We start from the raw sequence: 17547 nt of genomic DNA, 5'->3' as shown, positions 1-17547 counted from the left end.
GCGGTGATGTGAACACCGCGGATGGAAAAATGACTCTATTGGCAATTTTGATCGGCACCTTGGTGGCCGGTATCGGCAGTGTTTGGTTGGCCGCGTGGCTGAGCTTTGGCGTGGTCAGCCGCTACACCCAGCACATGCTCAGCTTGGCGGCGGGCGCTTTGTTGGCCACCGCTTTTTTGCATTTGCTGCCCGAGGCTTTCGAGGCGGGTGTGTCCCCGCAGGCCTTGTTTTTGACCTTGCTCTTGGGCTTGGTGTTTTTCTTTTTGCTCGACAAGGCCGAGCTGTGGCACCACGGGCATGAGCACCACCACGGGCATGGCGGCGATCACGCAAACGATCACGCCAACGACCATGCACACGATCACCATGGCCATGCGCACCACCACCACGCGCATGGCGAGCGCAGCGCCGGGCATTGGGCGGTGTTGGCGGGCGACAGCGTGCATTGCTTTGGCGATGGCATCTTGATCGCCTCGGCCTTCATGGCCGATGTGCAGTTGGGGGCGATCGCCTCATTGGCGGTGCTGGCCCACGAGGTGCCGCACCACATGGGCGATTTGGTGGTCTTGCGCCAGGGCAGCAGCAACCGCCAGGCTGCAGTCCTCAAGGTGTCGATGGCTGGGGCCATCACGGCTTTGGGTGGGGCGGTGGGCTATGTGCTGGTCGACGCCTTGCACGGTGCCTTGCCTTACTTTTTGGTGGTGGCCAGCAGCAGCTTCATTTATGTGGCGCTGGCCGATTTGATTCCGCAATTGCAAAAGCGCCTGAGCGCCAAAGAAACGGCCGCGCAAGTGATCTGGCTGGTCGGCGGCATGGCCATGGTCATGGCGGTGAGCCAACTCGCCCACCCGGGCTGAGCGGCTCAGCCCTTGGCGTTCAGCCCTGAGCGCAGGGCAGGCCGGGGGTGCGGCTCCACTCGCTCCAGCTGCCCGCATACAGGGCTGTGGGGCCATGACCGGCCAGCTCCATGGCGATCAAATTGGGCACGGCGCTCACGCCACTGCCGCAGTGGTGCACCACGGTGCTGGCGCTGCGGCCCGCCAAGACTTTGTCCCACTCGGCCTTGAGCACTTCTGGGCTTTTGAAGAAGCCTTCAGGGGTGAAGTTGTCGGTGAAGGGCCGGTTGAGTGCGCCGGGAATGTGCCCGGCGATCGGGTCCAGCGGCTCGACTTCGCCACGGTAGCGCGGGGCGCCGCGTGCATCGACCACGGTTTGGGTGGGGCGGCCCAGTTGTTCCACCACGCTGTCGATCATCACCAACTGGCGCAAAGGCGCTTTGACGGCAAAGTTGACGGCTGCACCAGCCGCTTGGGCGGGGCCTGAAGCCACCGCGCCGCCAGCGGCTTTCCAGCCTTGCAGGCCGCCGTCGAGCACGGCCACGGCGTCATGCCCCAGCCATTTGAGCATCCACCACAGGCGGCCGCAGTAGTTGCCGGCTTGGCGGTCGTACACCACGACCTGGGTGTCGTTGCCAATGCCTTGGCTGCCCAACCAGGCGGCCACTTTTTCGCGGGCGGGCAAAGGGTGGCGGCCACCGTTGACTGCGTCTGCGTCGTGGTGGGCACTGAGGTTGCGATCCAGGTGCGCTTGCAGGGCACCGGCAATGCGCTCTGACTCGAACATGCTGTCGGCCGTCTCGGGCTTCATCAGGTCCGAGCTGCAGTCGAGCACGACCAGGTTCTGGCCTGACTGCTTAAAAGCTTGCAATTGGCTGGTGGTGATGAGCAAACGGTACATGGTCAATCTCCTGGGTCAGTGTTCTTCGGCGGGGGCTTGGGGCAGGGCGCGTTTGCGCAGGGCAGTGGCGGCGATGCCGCTGGCGATGATCAGGGCCATGCCGATCCAGCCGATCAGCGGGATCACATCGCCAAACAAAAACAGGCCGTACAGCGCGGCAAACACGATGCCCGAATATTGCAAATTGGCCACCAGCAAGGTGGCGCCTCGGGTGTAGGCCTTGGTCATGCACAGCTGGCCCAGCGCGGCCAACAGGCCAATGGGCAACAACCACAAGGCTTGCGGCCAGACCCATTCGCTGGCACCGGTGAACAACATGGCCACGCCGCCCACGATGGTGGTGCCGATCGAGAAATAAAACACGGTGCGCGACTCGGGCTCGCCCATGCGGCCGAGAGCCGCCACCTGCATGTAGGCCAATGCTGCGCCCAGGCCCGAGAGCAAACCGATCACACCGGCAAACAGCTGGTTTTGTTCGATGGTGGGGCGCAAGATCATGATCACCCCGGCAAAGCCCGAGAGCACTGTGAGCACCACGGGGCCTTGGCGGCTGGCGTCTTGCAGGCGGCCCATGACCAAAGTGCCGCCCACCAAAAAGGCCGCCACCCACACGCCGCTCATGTAGTTGAGCGTCATGGCGGTGGCCAGGGGCAGGTGGGCGATGGCATAGAACCAGGCCGACAAGGACACCACGCCGATGGCCGAGCGCCAGACGTGCATCAGCGGCACGGGCGTGCGAATGGACACGCCCTGTGCACGGCACAGGCTGGCCATGACGACCATGCCGATCAGGCCCCGGTAGAACACCAGCTCAAAGGTGTTGAAGTGGCTGGCCGCGAATTTGATGCACACGCTCATCGTTGCAAAAAACAGCGACGCAAGGATCATCCAGGAGGCTTGCATCGGGGCTTTCTGCTCAGGGCGCGGTCATTTGACGGCGGTACCACTCGTGGAAGTGCTGCATGCCGTCTTCCATGGGGCTTTGGTAAGGGCCCACTTCGTTGTCGCCACGGGCCAGCAGGGCTTTGCGGCCCGCGTCCATGCGCTCGGCAATCTCGTCGTCTTCGATGCAGGTTTCCATGTAGGCGGCTTGCTGGGCTTCGACGAACTCGCGCTCAAACGCCACGATTTCTTCGGGGTAATAGAACTCGACCATGTTCAGCGTTTTGCTGGGGCTGATCGGGTGCAGGGTCGACACCGTGAGCACATGCGGGTACCACTCGACCATGATGTGCGGGTAGTACGTGAGCCAAATTGCGCCGCGCTCGGGCAGTTGGCCGTTGCGGTACTTGAGCAGCACCTCGTGCCAGGTTTTGTAGGCGTCCGATCCGGGCTTGCCAAAGCCGCCCGACACGCCCACGGTTTGCACCGAGTAGTGCTCCTTGAACTCCCAGCTCAGGTCGTCGCAGGTGACAAACGAGCCCAGCCCCGGGTGGAAGGGGCCGACGTGGTAGTCCTCCAGATAGACCTCGATGAAGGTCTTCCAGTTGTAGTTGCACTCGTGCAGCTCGACGCGGTCGAGCGCGTAGCCCGAAAAGTCCAGCTGCGAGCGTGGGCCCATGCCAGACAGATCGGCGGCGATGTCGCGGCCGTTGTCTTCAAACAGCAAGCCGTTCCACTCTTGCAGCTTGTAGTTGTTCAGGTTCAGGCAGGGGTCGTGCGAGAAGTGCGGTGCGCCCAGCAGTTGCCCATTTGGCGCATAGGTCCAGCGGTGCAGCGGGCAGACGATGTTGCCGCCCGCGCTGCCTTTTTGCTGGGTTTGCAGGTTGCCCCGGCCGTTCAGCATGACGGCTTGGCGGTGGCGGCAGACGTTGGAGACGAGCTCGACCCCGCCTTGGGCGTTGCGCACCAGGGCGCGGCCTTGGCCCTCGTGGGGCAGGGCGTAGTAGTCGCCCGGGTTGGGCACCGCCAGCTGGTGGCCCACGTAGCGGGGGCCTTGCTGGAAGAGCGTTTTCAATTCGCGCTGGAAGAGCGCCTCATCGAAATAAGTGGAAACTGGTAGTTGGCTTGCGGCCTGCTGCAGTTGAAGACTTAAATCAGACATGGGTGACCTGACCTAGAGACTCCCCCTATGAAGGGGCAGGGACAAAGCGCCAAATCCTGCGATTTGGGCGCAAAAAACGGCAGGAACAGGCCTGCCGGGGAACCGGCGATTGTACCCTGAGGGGCTTGGGGCGCCTTGCGCAGGCTTGCCCCGCGCTTGGCCAAGCGACAGCCCCCTGATTTGTCCTTGGTGTGGGCATGGCTGTCAGTTGGGCTCAGGCCAAGCGCCTAAAATCAGTCTTTTTGCGCGGACTACCCATGCCCAAGGCTTCCAAAACCGAGACTTCAGACGCTGTGCAGGCCTTGCCGTCCACCTACGAGGCGGCTTTGTGCGAGCTGGAGCAACTGGTGGCGCAACTCGAGTCGGGCCAGATGCCGCTGGACCAGTTGCTAACGGGCTACCAGCGCGGGGCCAGCTTGCTGGGCTTTTGCCGTGACAAGCTCCAGGCGGTGGAAGACCAGATCAAGGTGCTGGACAACGGCCAACTCAAACCCTGGACTGGCGCATGAGCACACTGTTTGATTTGAAAGCCTGGATGCAGCCGCATCTGGCGCGTGTGGAAGTGGCCCTGGCCGACGGCATTGCCCAGCCTTCGCCAGCCGACTTGGGCGAAGCCATGCGCTATGCCGTGCTGGACGGGGGCAAACGCCTGCGCCCCTTGCTGGTGCTGGCCACGGCCGAAGCGGTGGGTGGCGACATGGCAGCGGCCCTGCGTGCGGCCTGCGCCATTGAGCTGATCCATGCTTATTCTTTGGTGCACGACGACATGCCGTGCATGGACAACGATGTGCTGCGCCGGGGCAAGCCCACGGTGCATGTGCAGTTTGGCGAGGCCCAGGCTTTGTTGGCCGGGGACGCTTTGCAAACCTTGGCGTTTGAATTGCTCACCCCGCTGGACGGCAGCGTGAGCCCTGCGGTGCAGGCCGCCTGTGTGGGCTTGTTGGCCCGTGCTTCGGGCTATCAGGGCATGGCCGGTGGCCAAGCGATCGATCTGGCCAGTGTGGGCCAGCGCCTGAGCGAGGCGCAGCTGCGTCAGATGCACCGGCTCAAGACCGGCGCCCTGCTGCTGTGCAGTGTGCAAATGGGTGCGGCCTGCGGCACAGCGGTGTCGGCGCCTGTCCAGTCGGCTTTGCTGCAGTTTGGCGAGGCCATGGGCCTGGCGTTTCAGGTGGTCGACGACATCCTGGACGTGACGGCCGATTCGGCCACCTTGGGCAAGACGGCGGGCAAAGACGCCGCTGCCGACAAACCCACTTATGTGGCGCTGATGGGCCTGGAGCCCGCTCAGCGCCTGGCCGACGAGTTGGCGGCACAAGCCGCGCAAGCTTTGCAAGATACCGGTTTGCCCGCTGATCGCTTGGCCGCTTTGCGCGCCCTGTGCGACATGGTGGTGCAACGAACCCATTGATGCCATGACCGATTTCCTTCACGCCATCCAGTCACCGGCCGATTTGCGCCAGTTGCAGCGCACCGATTTGCCCGCCCTTGCGCAAGAGCTGCGGGCCTGTGTGCTCGACAACGTCTCTAAGACCGGCGGGCACCTGAGCTCGAACCTGGGCACGGTGGAGCTGACGGTGGCTTTGCACTATGTGTTCAACACGCCTGAAGACCGCATCGTGTGGGATGTGGGGCACCAGACTTACCCGCACAAAATCCTCACAGGCCGTCGTGAGCGCATGCCATCGCTGCGCCAGTTGAATGGTTTGTCGGGCTTTCCGCGCCGCGACGAGAGCGAGTTCGACACTTTTGGGGTGGGCCATTCGTCCACCAGCATTTCGGCCGCCTTGGGCATGGCACTGGCTGCGCGCCAAAAGGGCGAGTCACGCCACTCGATCGCCGTGATCGGTGATGGCGCCATGACGGCGGGCATGGCTTTTGAAGCGCTCAACAACGCGGGCGTCGAAGAGTGCAAGCTGCTGGTGATCTTGAACGACAACGACATGTCGATCAGCCCGCCGGTGGGCGCTTTGAACCGTTACCTGGCGCAGCTGATGAGCGGCAAGTTTTATTCGACCGCCAAAAATGTGGGCAAGAACGTGCTCAAGAACGCGCCGCCCTTGTTTGAGCTGGCCAAGCGCCTGGAAGAACACGCCAAAGGCATGGTGGTGCCCGCCACCTTGTTCGAGAAATTTGGCTTCAACTACATCGGTCCCATCGACGGGCACGATCTGGAGTCGCTGATCCCGACGTTGGAAAACATCAAGCAACTGGATGGCCCGCAGTTCTTGCATGTGGTGACCAAAAAAGGCCAGGGCTACGACAAGGCCGAAGCCGATCCGGTGGCCTACCACGGCCCCGGCAAGTTCGACCCGGCCGTGGGTCTGGTGCCGCCCAGCACGCCCGCCAAAACCACCTTCACCCAGGTTTTTGGCCAGTGGCTGTGCGACATGGCGCAGCAAGACAAACGGCTGGTGGGCATCACGCCCGCCATGCGCGAAGGCTCGGGCATGGTGGAGTTTCACCGCCGCTTTCCGGACCGCTATTACGACGTGGGCATTGCCGAGCAGCATGCCGTCACCTTTGCGGCGGGCATGGCCTGCGAAGGCCTCAAGCCGGTGGTCGCCATTTACTCCACCTTCTTGCAGCGCGCTTATGACCAGCTGATCCACGATGTGGCCTTGCAGAATTTGCCGGTGGTGTTCGCCATCGACCGCGCGGGCTTGGTGGGTGCCGATGGCGCCACGCATGCAGGCGCTTACGACATTGCCTATATCCGCTGCATCCCCAACATGAGCCTGGCTTGCCCGGCCGACGAGCGCGAATGCCGCCAGCTGCTGAGCACGGCCTACGCGCAAAACCACCCGGTGGCGGTGCGCTACCCACGCGGTGCGGGCGTGGGCGCTGTGCCCGATGCCGATTTGACGCCCTTGCCTTTGGGCAAGGCCGAGCTCCGCCGCCAAGGCGAGGGCATCGCCATCTTGGCTTTTGGTTCTTTGCTGGCGCCTGCTTTGAAGGCGGCCGAAGCCCTGAATGCCACCGTGGTCAACATGCGTTGGGTCAAACCGCTGGACACCGAGATGCTGCAGCGGGTCGCCCAAGACCATGCGCAGATCGTGACGGTGGAAGAGGGCAGCATCATGGGCGGCGCGGGCAGCGCCGTGAGCGAGGCTTTGCAGCAATTGGACTTGGTGCGGCCTGTGCTGCAGCTGGGCTTGCCCGATGTGTTCATTGAACACGGTGACCACGCCCAACTGCTGGCCGCGCAAGGCCTGGATGCGGCGGGCATTGAGGCGTCGATCCGCAAGCGTTTTGCCTGAGGCGTTTGGCAGAGGTTCAGACCGCATTGATGAAAGTCAAATGACTTTCACGGCTTGCGGTGTTTGCGGGGTGAAATCTGACAAAAAGGGTAAACCCGAGCCAGAACCGGTTGCAGACCTTTCTAGAATAGCCAGTACCCCATAAGTCCACGCCCTGAAGTCTGGGGTGTGTTTATTTTTCAATGAGGAGTTATTCCATGGATCGTCGTTCCATTCTGAAAAACGCAGGCATCGCCGGTGTTTTGGCCGCTGGCATTGCGCCTGCCGTGCATGCCCAGTCCGCCATCCGCTGGCGTCTGGCTTCGAGCTTCCCCAAGTCTTTGGACACCTTGTTTGGCGGCTCCGAAGTCTTCGCCAAGAAGGTCAAAGAGATGAGCGGCGGCAAGTTCGAGATCACCACCCATGCGGCTGGTGAATTGATGCCTGCTTTTGGCGTGCTCGACGGCGTGCAGAACGGCACCGTGGAATGCGCACACACTGCGCCTTACTACTTCTTTGGCAAGGACGAAACCTTTGCGCTGGATTGCGCGATTCCTTTCGGTCTGAACAGCCGCCAGATGACGGCCTGGATGTACGAAGGCAACGGCATGAAGCTGATGCGCGAGCACTACGCCAAGTTCAACATCGTGAACTTCGTGATGGGCAACACGGGCACCCAGATGGGCGGCTGGTTCCGCAAGGAAATCAAGTCGGCTGCTGACCTCAAGGGCCTGAAGTTCCGCGTCGGTGGCTTTGCTGGCAAGGTGCTCGAACGAATGGGCGTGGTGCCCCAGAACATTCCCGCTGGTGAGATTTACCAGTCGCTGGAAAAAGGCACCATCGATGCGGCCGAGTGGATCGGACCTTATGACGATCTGAAGTTGGGCCTGAACAAAGTGGCACCGTTCTATTACTACCCCGGCTGGTGGGAAGGTGGTCCTCAGTTGACTTTGATGGTCAACCAGAAGGCTTATGACGCCTTGTCGCCCGAGAACAAGGCCATCGTGGAAGCCGCTTCGGCTGTGGCCCACATCGAGATCCAGGCCCGCTACGATGCGCACAACCCTGGCGCTTTGAAGCAACTGGCTGCCCAAAAGACCAAGGTCCTGCCTTTCCCCAAGGACATGATGGACGTGGCCTTCAAGCACTCGCAAGAGGTTTATGCCGAGTTGAGCGCCAAGAACCCGAACTGGAAGAAAGTCTATGACGACTATTCCAAGTTCCGTGCTGAGCAAAACTGGTGGTTCCGTTTCGGCGAAGCCCGTTTCGACAGCTTCATGCAGGCTCAAAAGCTCTGAGCTTTTTCAGTCCGCTGAAGCCACCCGCCGCGCGCAAGCCCGGCGGGTTTTTTTATACCCGTTGTTCGTGCTGGCGCAGGGCTTGGGCGATGCGGGTGAACTCTTCCAGCATGGCGCGGTCATGGCAGTAGAAGAAGGTGAATTTGCCGCCCAGGTTGCGCACATAGATACGGGGGGCCACCAGATGCTCCAGACCCCGGATGCGCATGATCTTCAGATAGGCCAACTCAGCCAGCGTGACGCGGCGGCGCCACATCCAGCTTTGCTCGATGGCCAAATGGTCCAGCACGATGCGGCTGCGCTGGATGTGCCAGACCATGAAGGCCAACATGGCCCAGACCACGGCCAACCAAGTGCCTTGGGCCGATCGCCAATCGATGTTCAGGCGCCAGCACCAGGCCATCAAGGCCAGCAGGATGAACCAGGCCATCGCTTTGAACACCGGGCCGAAGGCAGAGGCGCTCAAGGGGTGCGACGGGGGCTGGTAGGGGTAGGGCAGCGAAGCGTCTTGCGCACTGGGGGTGGTGTGGGGCATGTGGGGGTCTTCAAAAAGAAAAAAGCACCTCGCCGCTGTGCTGACGAGGTGCTTGAAGGTGGCCGGGTTTACTTCTTGTCGTTGCCGCCCGGGATGTCCTTCATCGGATCGTCCGTGGAGGGCGCGACCGGGTTGGCATTGGCATCCGGTGGCGCGGCCTCGTCTGGTGCGGGTGCGGCTTCCAGCACCACGGAGTTCATGTCAATGACTTCGGGCTTGTCCAAGAAGGCGGTGACCGACTGCGGCACAAAGATCACGATCACCACCAGCAAGATCTGCATGATCACCCAAGGGATGGAGCCCATGTAAATGTCGTTGGTCTTGATGGGCTCGGCGATGCGCTTTTCCTTGAACATGGTGTCGGCAATGCCGCGCAAGTAAAACAGCGCAAAACCAAACGGCGGGTGCATGAAGCTGGTTTGCAAGTTCACGCACAGCAGCACGCCAAACCAGATCAGGTCAATGCCCATCTTGTCGGCCACAGGGGCCAGCATGGGCACGATGATGAAGGCGATCTCGAAGAAGTCGAGGAAGAAGGCCAGGAAGAACACGAACAGGTTCACCACGATCAAAAAGCCCACTTGACCGCCGGGCAGGCCCGACAGCAGGTGCTCGACCCACTTGGCGCCGTCCACACCTTGGAACACCAGGCTGAACACGCGCGAGCCGATCAGGATGAACACCACCATGGCCGTCAGGCGCATGGTGCCGTGCATGGCTTCCCAGAGCAGGTCTTTGGTCAGGCGCTTGTGCATGGCCGCCAAGATCAGTGCGCCGACCACGCCCATGGCACCGGCTTCGGTGGGGGTGGCAATGGCGCGGTCCTGGAAGGGCAAACCGCCCATGGAGCCCAGCACGGTGAAGATCAGCACCGCCGACGGGATGATGCCCTTGAGGCACTTGCGCCACAGCGGCCAGCCGTTCAGGGTGCGGGCTTCTTTGGGCACGCCGGGCACGTATTCGGGCTTGAACACACCCAGTGCGTAGGTGTAGATCGCGAACATGGCGATCTGCATGAGCGAGGGGCCCCAGGCGCCTTTGTACATGTCACCCACGGGGCGACCCAGCTGGTCGGCCAGCACCACCAGCACCAGCGATGGGGGCACCAGTTGGGTGATGGTGCCCGACGCCGCCAGCACACCGGTGGCGTAGCGGGTGTTGTAGCCGTAGCGGATCATCACGGGCAAAGAGATCAGGGCCATGGCAATGACTTGCCCGGCCACGGTGCCGGTGATGGCGCCCAGAATAAAGCCCACGATGATGACCGAGTAGCCCAGGCCGCCTTTGATGGGGCCGAACAGTTGGCCCATGGCGTCGAGCATGTCTTCGGCCAGACCACACTTTTCGAGGATGGTGCCCATGAAAGTGAAGAAAGGAATGGCCAGCAGCAGGTCGTTGTTCAGGATCGAGAAGATCGAGATCGGCAAATTGCCCAGGAAGGCCTGCGGGAACCAGCCCATTTCAATGGCGAAAAAGCCGCTGGCCAAGCCCAGTGCGGCCAAAGAGAATGCGACCGGAAAACCGATCAGCATCACAAACACCAAGCCCACAAACATGATGGGCGCAAAGTTTTCCATTTGCATTTTTATTTCCTTGCAGCGAGTCGTAGAGCAGTTGTGGCTAAGTCGCTCACTGCAGTGGTTTTTCGTAATGGGTGTCCATGGCGTATTGGCCGCGGAGGAAGGCCACGCGCTTGATCAGCTCGGCCAGGCCCTGCAACCAGAGCATGGCAAAGCCCAGTGGCATGGCCAAGGTGGCGGGCCAACGGATCAGGCCACCGGCATTGCTGGAGTGCTCGTTGGTCACGAAAGTGTTCCAGAAATAAGGAAACGAGAGCCAGGCCAGAAAGCCCATGACGGGCATCAAGAAGAAGGCCAGACCGAAGATGTCCACATAGACAGGTCGGTTGCCTTGGAGCTTGCCGTAGACCAGGTCCACGCGCACGTGTTCGTTGACCTTGAGCACATAGGGTGCGCCGATCATGACCATATAGGCAAACAGGTACCACTGGATTTCGAGCAGGCCGTTGGAGCTCCAGTCGATGCCGTAACGCACAAAGGCGTTGCCCGCGCTGATGAGGGCTGCCAGCAAGACGGTCCAGGTGGCCAGCTTGCCCAAACGGTCGTTGAGCCAGTCGATGCCAAAGGCAAATTTAAGCAGTCCAGACAAAATGATCTCTCCAAATGTTTCAGGCATTTTAAGTGCCTCTGTCCATGGAACCATTTTCGGTTAACCCTGACGGGCAGGCCCTGTGTGTGCAGGTGGATGGCTTCAGCCTCGGCAGGGGGCCCGTGTCGGGGGCAAAAATGTTGGAACTGGGCCTGCCGACCAATTGATCGCGCGCCATGAAGGGCGTGTTCCACGCTCATCGCCCACAGGGTGGGGCTCTTACAAAAAGCCATCCCTTGCCTGTTGCTTGAGACTTCAAGGGCCCTGATCAATAAGCGGTATGTGTGTTGTGCCCGGTTTTGAAGTGCCACCAAGGCAGGGCTTTTTTCAGCGATTGCACCTGGCCTGCCAGTTCGGTGGTTTCATATCCGGGCAGGGTGGTCATGTGTTGTTGCCAGGCGTCCGATTGCAGCACGCGTGTCATGGCCTGAACCGAGGGGGTCTCCAGCACCGATTTGAGGCATACCAGCCAGTAGCACTCTTGCATGAGCGGCACAAAGTCCAGCCCCTGGGCTTGGGCGGCAGAGGCAATGCCCAGGCCTGCGTCGGCCACGCCCGCGGCCACGGCAGCGGCCACGGCAGCGTGTGAGCTTTCCTCTTGGTCGTAACCCGTGATCTGACGGGCCGCGATGCCCGCACTGAGCAGGGCATCGTCCAGCAGCAGTCGGGTGCCGGTGCCCAGACTGCGGTTGATGTAGCGCAGGCCCGCTTGCGTCAAATCGCTCAGTTGCTGAATGCGGCGCGGATTGCCGGGCGTCACCATCAGGCCTTGCTGGCGCAGCGCAAAGCCAATGAGTTTGTGCTGCCCGGTGCGCAGCAGGGGTTTGTATGTGCGGGCCACCAGGGAGCGCGGCGAGGGCTGCATGGGGGCGTGAAAACCTGCCACATTGCAGCGGCCCTCGTTGAGCGAGCGCAGGGCATCGACGCTGCCGCAAAAGCGCATGTCCAGGTGCAGGGCCTGTTCGGCGGCGTGTTCCCGCAGGCGGACCAGTGCGTCGTCGTGGCTGGCGTAGACCGTCAGCAAATGGCTGTTGGCATCAAAGGCCACGGCAAAGGTTTTTTCAAGCTCCGCTTGCAGGGCGCTGATTTGGGGGGACAGGCGCGCCTGCGCCTGGCGTTCGGCCCAGAGCAATTTGTCTGCAAACTCGCTCAAACGCGCGGCTTGGCCTTTTTCCCAGAGGATCAGGGGCTGGTCGAGGACTTGTTCCCAGCGCTTGAGCTCGCCCCAGACATGGCGGTAAGACAGTTGCATGGATTTGGCCGCAGCTCCGATGGAGCCTGACTCGCGCACGGCTTGCAGCATGTCCATGAGGGGGTTGCGGATCGGGCTGAGCCGGTTGCGTGATCCGGCACTTTCTGAATGGGGCGTCCAGCTGTAGGAGAGGTTGATGTGTTGCACAGGCCGAAGTTTGCCTGAATATGCCAAACGGTTTGCGGTCTGTGCTCAGGTGCTTATGCAAGTGATTTCATAGTGGGCAACACGTAGCCTTGGTTGGGCAGGCTTCCAGTAGCATCGACCGCTACTTTATGAACACCTTGACCGACAGCGTCTTGACGGCGCTGGGACTCATTTCTTCGCTGGATGCCGCTTTGTGGACGGTGGTGCTGCGGTCCTTGGCCGTCAGTGCCACGGCCACCTTGCTGGCCTATGGTTTGGGCCTGGTGCTGGGGGCATGGCTGGCGGTGGCGCGATTTCCCGGGCGGGGCGCGGTGCTGGTGGCGCTGAACACCTCTTTGGCGCTGCCTTCGGTGGTGGTCGGGCTGATGGTGTATTTGCTGCTGTCTCGGACCGGGCCGCTGGGCTTTTTGGGCTGGTTGTTCAGTTTCAAGGCCATGGTGGTGGCGCAGGTCATGCTGGTGGTGCCGGTGGTGACCGCGCTCACGCGCCAGGTGGTCGAAGACGTGGAGCGTCAGCACGGCGAACAATGGGCATCGCTGGGGGCGGGGCCTGTGTTTCGCAGTTGGTTGCTGGCCTGGGATGAGCGCTATGCCTTGCTGACCATCGGTGTGGCCGCGTTTGGCCGGGCCATTTCAGAGGTCGGCGCGGTGATGATTGTGGGCGGCAACATCGATGGTTTTACCCGCGTCATGACGACCGCCATCGCGCTGGAAACCAGCAAGGGCGATTTGCCGCTGGCGCTGGGCCTGGGGCTGGTGTTGCTGGCGGTGGTGCTCTTGCTCAATTTGTTGTTGGCTGGTCTGCGCCGCTTTGGTGAGCGTCGTCAGGGCTTGGCGGTGCCTTCGCCCAAAGGGTGGGTGGCATGAGTGCTTCGGCCTTGACGCCTGTGGTTCAGTTTGAGGGCGTGGGTGTGCGCCTGGGGCCTTTGCAGGCGCTGACCGGGGTGGACTTGCAGATCATGCCTGGTGAGCGGGTGGCCTTGGTGGGCTCCAACGGCTCGGGTAAAAGCACCTTGCTGCGCGCACTGCATGGCTTGCTGCCCATGGCGCAGGGCCGCGTGACACGACACCCGGCATTGCACCAGGCCATGCTGTTTCAAAAACCGCATTTGCTGCGCACCACGGCGCTGAACAATGTGGCGCTGGGTGCCTGGCTGGACCGCAGATTGGGCCTGTCCTGGCAAGAGGCCAAAACCCGTGCGGCGCAAGCCTTGCAGCGCGTGGGCCTGTCGGCCGTGGCGGCGCAGGGTGGGCGGCAGCTGTCGGGTGGTCAACAGCAGCGTCTGGCCCTGGCGCGGGCCTGGGTCCGGCAGCCCGATGTGCTGCTGCTGGACGAGCCCACCGCCAGCCTGGACCCGCACGCCAAGCGCGAGGTGGAAGCCTTGATTGCCGAGTTTGCCCAGGGGCAAGGGCAGCCACTGACCCTGATCTGGGCCAGTCACAACCTGGGGCAGGTCAAGCGCCTGGCCAGCCGGGTCATTTATCTGGAGGGCGGTCGCGTGTTGGCGGATCTGCCCGTTGGCTTGTTTTTCAACGCCGCCGAGCTGTCTGTGCGCAGTCCTGCGGCCCATGCTTTTGTTCAAGGAGAACTGACATGACTTTCCCATTTGCAATGAGCCGCCGTGCCCTGGTGTGTGCGCTGTTGGCGGCAACGGCCAGTTGGGCGCAGGCGCAGTCCATCGTCATGTCTTCAACCACCTCGACCGAGCAGTCGGGCTTGTTTGCCCACCTGCTGCCCGCCTTCAAAAAGGCCAGCGGGCTGGACGTGAAAGTGGTGGCCCTGGGCACCGGCCAGGCGCTGGACATGGCGCGTCGCGGTGATGCCGATGTGGTGTTTGTGCACGACCAGGCGGCCGAAGAAAAGTTTGTGGCCGACGGCTTTGGCCTCAAGCGATGGCCTGTCATGTACAACGACTTTGTGCTGATCGGCCCCAAGGCCGATCCGGCGGGCACCAAGGGCCGCGACATCGTGGCGGCCCTGGGCAAAGTGGCCGCCACGAATGCGGCCTTTGTGTCCCGAGGCGACAAGAGCGGCACCCATGCGGCTGAACAGCGCTTTTGGAAAATGGCCAACTTGGAAGCGGCCAAAGGCGCTGGCTACCGGGAATGCGGCTGCGGCATGGGGCCCGCGCTCAACATTGCCTCGTCGCAAGGCGCTTATGTGCTGGCCGATCGCGGCACCTGGCTGAACTTCAAGAACCGTGCCGACCTGGTGGTGCTGGTCGAGGGCGATCAGCGCCTGTTCAACCAGTACGGCGTGATGGTCGTCAACCCCGCCAAACACCCCCATGTCAAGCAGGCCGAGGCGCAGAAGTTTGTCGATTGGGTGACCTCGGCTGCGGGTCAGGCCCACATTGCCGATTACAAGATCGGCGGCGAACAGCTGTTTTTCCCGAACGCCGGGAAATAAGCCCCTCACTGCCTGGGCGCGCCCAGCTTGCGGTACACGGTGGCCCGGCTGATGCCCAAGGCGCGTGCAGCTTCTGCCACATTGCCTCGGGCCTGCTGCACCGCTTGGCGGATCATGTCGGTTTGTACCGCCTTGAGGGCTTTGGGGGCCGACATCAAGGGTGGTTCCGTCACAGCTGTAGGGTGCGCGCCCGGACGCGTGGCCAAGGTTTGCAGTCGCAGCCCTGACCACAGGGGCAGCTCTTGTGTGGCGCGTCCTGCGGTGTCAAACAGGTTTTCCCAAGGCGAGGCAAACACATCGCTGGCGTGCATGGCTTTGCCAGCGCTGGCGGGCGAGAGCGTCAGCATTTGCCGCGCTGTCGGGTTGGCACCGACGATGTGGCCATCCTGATCGAGTGTCAGCAAGCCATCGCTGTCATCGCCCGGCTGGTTACCTGGCCAGCTCAGGCGCAACACCAGTGCATGCCCGGTGGACAGCAGCCAGCTGTTTTCAATGCTGCGGGCCGAGCGGCGCACCAGGTGTTTGAGAGCAGGCCGCTCCATGGTTTCGATGCCCGTCAAATCCAGCATGCCTGCACACAAACCATCGGGGCCAAACACGGGCGCACCCGCGCAGCTGTAAATACTGTTGTCATTGAAAAAATGTTCACCCCTGTGGAGCCAGACGGGCTGCAGCTCGGTCAAGGCCGCACTGATCGAGGTCGTGCCCACTGACTTTTCTGACAGGTCCACGCCCACGCGGGCGATGGCGTCGGCGCGGCGGTCCTGCCTGTCCACCGCGCCATGCACATCCACCACGATGCCCTGGGCATTGGTCAGGATGGCGAAGTAGCGGATGTCGGCAATCGCCCGGGCCAGTTCGACCAGCACCGGCTGCGCGGCTTGCACCAGAGGGCGGCTGGCTTCCTGCACATGGCGCATGTGCTGTGCCGACACGGCGTCAAAGCCCACAGGCTGCTCGGGCTGCAGGCCCATGTCCAGGCAGCGTTGCCAAGATTGAGCGATCCAGGGCGAGACGCTTGGTTGCACGTCGGCTCTGCGGCCTTGAAACACAAGGTTTCGGGCTTGTTCAATGCGCATCAGTCGGTCGCTGGGAGGTGCTGTGAGAGGCATGTCGGGAGTGTCTCAAACGGAGGTTTTTGATGTCCAACCTGGGCAATCTTGCCGTGAGTCCAAGTCTTTTGGGGTCGCGCAAACCTCGGTCATTTTATGTGTGCGCATGCACGTGGGGGACTTTTGACATGCGCGCTTTGAACGCATCACCTGGCTCGGCGCTGGTTGAGGCTCAACGGGCCCAGATCAGGGCGACAGTCTTCAGGCCCAAGACGGTCAAGGCCAAAGAGCCAAACAAGTGTACCGAGGCCGTGCCTGCCGCAAACGCGTAGCGGCCTTGTTGCAGCATGCCGACCACTTCGGCCGAGAAGCTGGAAAACGTGGTCAGTGCGCCTAAAAAGCCGGTGACCAGTGCCAGTCGCCAGACCGGGTCCAGGTCGGGCAGTTGCTGGAACACGCCCACGCACACGCCCACCAGATAACCGCCGATCAGGTTGGCGGCCAAGGTACCCCAGGGCATGAGCCCCGCACTGGTGCTGCTGGGGTTGAGCCACAGGCCCAGCTGCCAGCGTGACAAAGCGCCTGCGCAGGCGCCCAGGCAAATCGCGATCACAGAGGGCATGTTCACTCCTGGTCAGTGGTGCTCAAAAGGGCGGGTCGTCGTCGGCCGTTTCGGTCACGGCGGTGGTGGTTTGGGCCGGGGCCGAGGCTGGGGCCGCTTCTGCGCCCAGTGTCATCTCGCCACCCAGCGCTTCGATCAGGCTGTCCAGCAAGGGGCCGAGCAGGCCGGTGGACAGGGCCACATCGCCGTCGAAGCGGTCTTCGTTTTTGTCGGTGCCCGATTCGTCCATCACGCCGTCGAGGAACTGCACTTTTTTCAGCTGCAGGGTCTCGGTCAGCACAAAGGCCACGCGTCCGTCCCAGCTCAGGGCCAACTGTGTGGGCAGTTTGCCTTCCATGACATGCTTGCGCACATCGTCGTTGGCCAGGTGGTGGCGGGTAAAGCGCACGCTGGCAGCGTCTTCACCGGTGGACTTGAGCACGGTTTCGCGCTCCACCGTCAGGTCGGCCGGCCATTCGTCTTCGGTCGGGGCCAGCAGCCATTGGGTCATGGCGGCTTGGGGCGAGGTCACGGTTTGGATCAGCGAGACCGACAAGCCCGCCAACACATTCATCAGCGCGGACATGACTTCGTCGGCTTTGCCCTGGCTGCCCGCGTTGAGCACCAGGCGGCGGTTTTCCAAGTCCATCCACACCACCACGGTCGATTGCCGTGCGAAAGCTTGGGGCAGCAGCGACAGCAGGACGTCGTCCATGAGGTCGCGCTTTTCTTTTTTGCCGGGTTTTCGGCCGGTGGCCGCTTCGATTTCGGCGATGCGTTCATCGGCCTTGCGGCGCACCACGTTGCCAGGCACCGCCTTGGACTCGATCATCAGCTTGATGATCCATTGACCGCCCACCGACTCGACCAGTGGGCCGTAGGCCTCACCGCGTGGCGGAATCCAGCCCACGGATTTCTCCTGGCTGGCACCGCATTCCACAAACTGGGCGGGCTCCAGCGCCGCTTGCACTTCCGTCAGCGACGGGGCAAAGCCCTCGCCGATGCGGTAAACCATCACATTTTTGAACATCCGTCACTCTTTCATGCCACAGGGGGCCAGCGCGGCA

18 protein-coding genes are annotated in these 17547 nt (G+C 62.2%); 8 read left to right on the top strand and 10 right to left on the bottom strand.

Features of this window, described 5'->3' with window-relative positions; translation table 11 throughout:
- The first annotated feature begins 29 nt into the window (after positions 1-29).
- On the top strand, positions 30-857 hold the full coding sequence (locus tag B9Z52_RS16635; RefSeq protein WP_108414986.1) for a ZIP family metal transporter: 828 nt from the start codon (positions 30-32) through the stop codon (positions 855-857).
- Between the two features lie 19 nt (positions 858-876).
- Here the strand turns inward: B9Z52_RS16635 and B9Z52_RS16630 are convergent, their stop codons facing one another.
- Genes B9Z52_RS16630 through B9Z52_RS16620 form a run of 3 tightly spaced genes read right to left on the bottom strand, consistent with a single transcriptional unit; the run spans position 877 to position 3781 of the window.
- Positions 877-1737, bottom strand: coding sequence for a sulfurtransferase (locus B9Z52_RS16630; RefSeq protein WP_108414972.1), 861 nt, complete (start codon positions 1735-1737; stop codon positions 877-879).
- Positions 1738-1752: 15 nt separating this feature from the next.
- Positions 1753-2640, bottom strand: coding sequence for a DMT family transporter (locus B9Z52_RS16625; protein ID WP_108414971.1), 888 nt, complete (start codon positions 2638-2640; stop codon positions 1753-1755).
- 13 nt (positions 2641-2653) lie between these two features.
- On the bottom strand, positions 2654-3781 hold the full coding sequence (locus B9Z52_RS16620; RefSeq protein ID WP_108414970.1) for an aromatic ring-hydroxylating dioxygenase subunit alpha: 1128 nt from the start codon (positions 3779-3781) through the stop codon (positions 2654-2656).
- A 257-nt stretch (positions 3782-4038) separates the two neighbouring features.
- Between B9Z52_RS16620 and B9Z52_RS16615 the strand changes: the two genes are divergently transcribed.
- From B9Z52_RS16615 to B9Z52_RS16600, 4 genes are all read left to right on the top strand, one after another.
- Complete coding sequence (locus B9Z52_RS16615) at positions 4039-4290, top strand: exodeoxyribonuclease VII small subunit (RefSeq protein WP_108414969.1); 252 nt, start codon at positions 4039-4041, stop codon at positions 4288-4290.
- Positions 4287-5189: a polyprenyl synthetase family protein gene (locus B9Z52_RS16610; RefSeq protein WP_108414968.1), complete on the top strand. Its 903-nt coding sequence runs from the start codon at positions 4287-4289 to the stop codon at positions 5187-5189. The genes B9Z52_RS16615 and B9Z52_RS16610 overlap by 4 nt, the downstream gene beginning before the upstream one ends.
- 4 nt (positions 5190-5193) lie before the next feature.
- Complete coding sequence (gene dxs / locus B9Z52_RS16605; RefSeq protein WP_108414967.1) at positions 5194-7038, top strand: 1-deoxy-D-xylulose-5-phosphate synthase; 1845 nt, start codon at positions 5194-5196, stop codon at positions 7036-7038.
- Between the two features lie 197 nt (positions 7039-7235).
- The gene (locus B9Z52_RS16600) at positions 7236-8315 is read left to right on the top strand and encodes a TRAP transporter substrate-binding protein (protein ID WP_108414966.1); all 1080 of its coding nucleotides are present in this window, start codon (positions 7236-7238) and stop codon (positions 8313-8315) included.
- A 52-nt stretch (positions 8316-8367) separates the two neighbouring features.
- Here B9Z52_RS16600 and B9Z52_RS16595 read toward each other — a convergent pair whose 3' ends face one another.
- The 4 genes from B9Z52_RS16595 to B9Z52_RS16580 all read right to left on the bottom strand — a co-directional run bounded on the left by B9Z52_RS16595 (position 8368) and on the right by B9Z52_RS16580 (position 12418).
- On the bottom strand, positions 8368-8850 hold the full coding sequence (locus tag B9Z52_RS16595) for a hypothetical protein (protein WP_108414965.1): 483 nt from the start codon (positions 8848-8850) through the stop codon (positions 8368-8370).
- 68 nt (positions 8851-8918) lie between these two features.
- The gene (locus tag B9Z52_RS16590; RefSeq protein WP_108414964.1) at positions 8919-10433 is read right to left on the bottom strand and encodes a TRAP transporter large permease subunit; all 1515 of its coding nucleotides are present in this window, start codon (positions 10431-10433) and stop codon (positions 8919-8921) included.
- A 46-nt stretch (positions 10434-10479) separates the two neighbouring features.
- Positions 10480-11019: a TRAP transporter small permease subunit gene (locus B9Z52_RS16585; protein ID WP_108414985.1), complete on the bottom strand. Its 540-nt coding sequence runs from the start codon at positions 11017-11019 to the stop codon at positions 10480-10482.
- 268 nt (positions 11020-11287) lie between these two features.
- Complete coding sequence (locus tag B9Z52_RS16580) at positions 11288-12418, bottom strand: substrate-binding domain-containing protein (protein ID WP_369907950.1); 1131 nt, start codon at positions 12416-12418, stop codon at positions 11288-11290.
- Positions 12419-12546: 128 nt separating this feature from the next.
- On the opposite strand from B9Z52_RS16580, the gene B9Z52_RS16575 reads away from it, so the two are divergent.
- Genes B9Z52_RS16575 through B9Z52_RS16565 form a run of 3 tightly spaced genes read left to right on the top strand, consistent with a single transcriptional unit; the run spans position 12547 to position 14827 of the window.
- Positions 12547-13284 (top strand): ABC transporter permease, encoded by a 738-nt coding sequence (locus tag B9Z52_RS16575; RefSeq protein WP_108414963.1) that lies wholly within the window; start codon positions 12547-12549, stop codon positions 13282-13284.
- The gene (locus tag B9Z52_RS16570) at positions 13281-14015 is read left to right on the top strand and encodes an ATP-binding cassette domain-containing protein (RefSeq protein ID WP_108414962.1); all 735 of its coding nucleotides are present in this window, start codon (positions 13281-13283) and stop codon (positions 14013-14015) included. The genes B9Z52_RS16575 and B9Z52_RS16570 overlap by 4 nt, the downstream gene beginning before the upstream one ends.
- Positions 14012-14827, top strand: coding sequence for a substrate-binding domain-containing protein (locus B9Z52_RS16565; protein WP_108414961.1), 816 nt, complete (start codon positions 14012-14014; stop codon positions 14825-14827). Before B9Z52_RS16570 ends, B9Z52_RS16565 begins: the two co-directional genes overlap by 4 nt.
- 5 nt (positions 14828-14832) lie before the next feature.
- Here the strand turns inward: B9Z52_RS16565 and B9Z52_RS16560 are convergent, their stop codons facing one another.
- From B9Z52_RS16560 to B9Z52_RS16550, 3 genes are all read right to left on the bottom strand, one after another.
- Positions 14833-15939, bottom strand: coding sequence for a helix-turn-helix domain-containing protein (locus B9Z52_RS16560; protein ID WP_108414960.1), 1107 nt, complete (start codon positions 15937-15939; stop codon positions 14833-14835).
- A gap of 172 nt (positions 15940-16111) precedes the next feature.
- Positions 16112-16501, bottom strand: coding sequence for a fluoride efflux transporter CrcB (gene crcB, locus B9Z52_RS16555; RefSeq protein WP_108414959.1), 390 nt, complete (start codon positions 16499-16501; stop codon positions 16112-16114).
- A 22-nt stretch (positions 16502-16523) separates the two neighbouring features.
- The gene (locus tag B9Z52_RS16550) at positions 16524-17510 is read right to left on the bottom strand and encodes a recombination-associated protein RdgC (RefSeq protein WP_108414958.1); all 987 of its coding nucleotides are present in this window, start codon (positions 17508-17510) and stop codon (positions 16524-16526) included.
- Between the last annotated feature and the right edge of the window lie 37 nt (positions 17511-17547).

The sequence above is a fragment of the Limnohabitans sp. Jir72 genome, from assembly GCF_003063575.1.
GTDB lineage: Bacteria > Pseudomonadota > Gammaproteobacteria > Burkholderiales > Burkholderiaceae_C > Limnohabitans_A.
This window is presented reverse-complemented; position numbering and strand designations above follow the sequence as displayed.

Coding starts and splice junctions, on each gene's coding strand:
- B9Z52_RS16635 (WP_108414986.1), top strand. CDS start 30: ATGACTCTATTGGCAATTTTGATCGGCACCTTGGTGGCCGGTATCGGC.
- B9Z52_RS16630 (WP_108414972.1), bottom strand. CDS start 1,737: ATGTACCGTTTGCTCATCACCACCAGCCAATTGCAAGCTTTTAAGCAG.
- B9Z52_RS16625 (WP_108414971.1), bottom strand. CDS start 2,640: ATGCAAGCCTCCTGGATGATCCTTGCGTCGCTGTTTTTTGCAACGATG.
- B9Z52_RS16620 (WP_108414970.1), bottom strand. CDS start 3,781: ATGTCTGATTTAAGTCTTCAACTGCAGCAGGCCGCAAGCCAACTACCA.
- B9Z52_RS16615 (WP_108414969.1), top strand. CDS start 4,039: ATGCCCAAGGCTTCCAAAACCGAGACTTCAGACGCTGTGCAGGCCTTG.
- B9Z52_RS16610 (WP_108414968.1), top strand. CDS start 4,287: ATGAGCACACTGTTTGATTTGAAAGCCTGGATGCAGCCGCATCTGGCG.
- dxs (WP_108414967.1), top strand. CDS start 5,194: ATGACCGATTTCCTTCACGCCATCCAGTCACCGGCCGATTTGCGCCAG.
- B9Z52_RS16600 (WP_108414966.1), top strand. CDS start 7,236: ATGGATCGTCGTTCCATTCTGAAAAACGCAGGCATCGCCGGTGTTTTG.
- B9Z52_RS16595 (WP_108414965.1), bottom strand. CDS start 8,850: ATGCCCCACACCACCCCCAGTGCGCAAGACGCTTCGCTGCCCTACCCC.
- B9Z52_RS16590 (WP_108414964.1), bottom strand. CDS start 10,433: ATGCAAATGGAAAACTTTGCGCCCATCATGTTTGTGGGCTTGGTGTTT.
- B9Z52_RS16575 (WP_108414963.1), top strand. CDS start 12,547: ATGAACACCTTGACCGACAGCGTCTTGACGGCGCTGGGACTCATTTCT.
- B9Z52_RS16570 (WP_108414962.1), top strand. CDS start 13,281: ATGAGTGCTTCGGCCTTGACGCCTGTGGTTCAGTTTGAGGGCGTGGGT.
- B9Z52_RS16565 (WP_108414961.1), top strand. CDS start 14,012: ATGACTTTCCCATTTGCAATGAGCCGCCGTGCCCTGGTGTGTGCGCTG.
- B9Z52_RS16560 (WP_108414960.1), bottom strand. CDS start 15,939: ATGCCTCTCACAGCACCTCCCAGCGACCGACTGATGCGCATTGAACAA.
- crcB (WP_108414959.1), bottom strand. CDS start 16,501: ATGCCCTCTGTGATCGCGATTTGCCTGGGCGCCTGCGCAGGCGCTTTG.
- B9Z52_RS16550 (WP_108414958.1), bottom strand. CDS start 17,510: ATGTTCAAAAATGTGATGGTTTACCGCATCGGCGAGGGCTTTGCCCCG.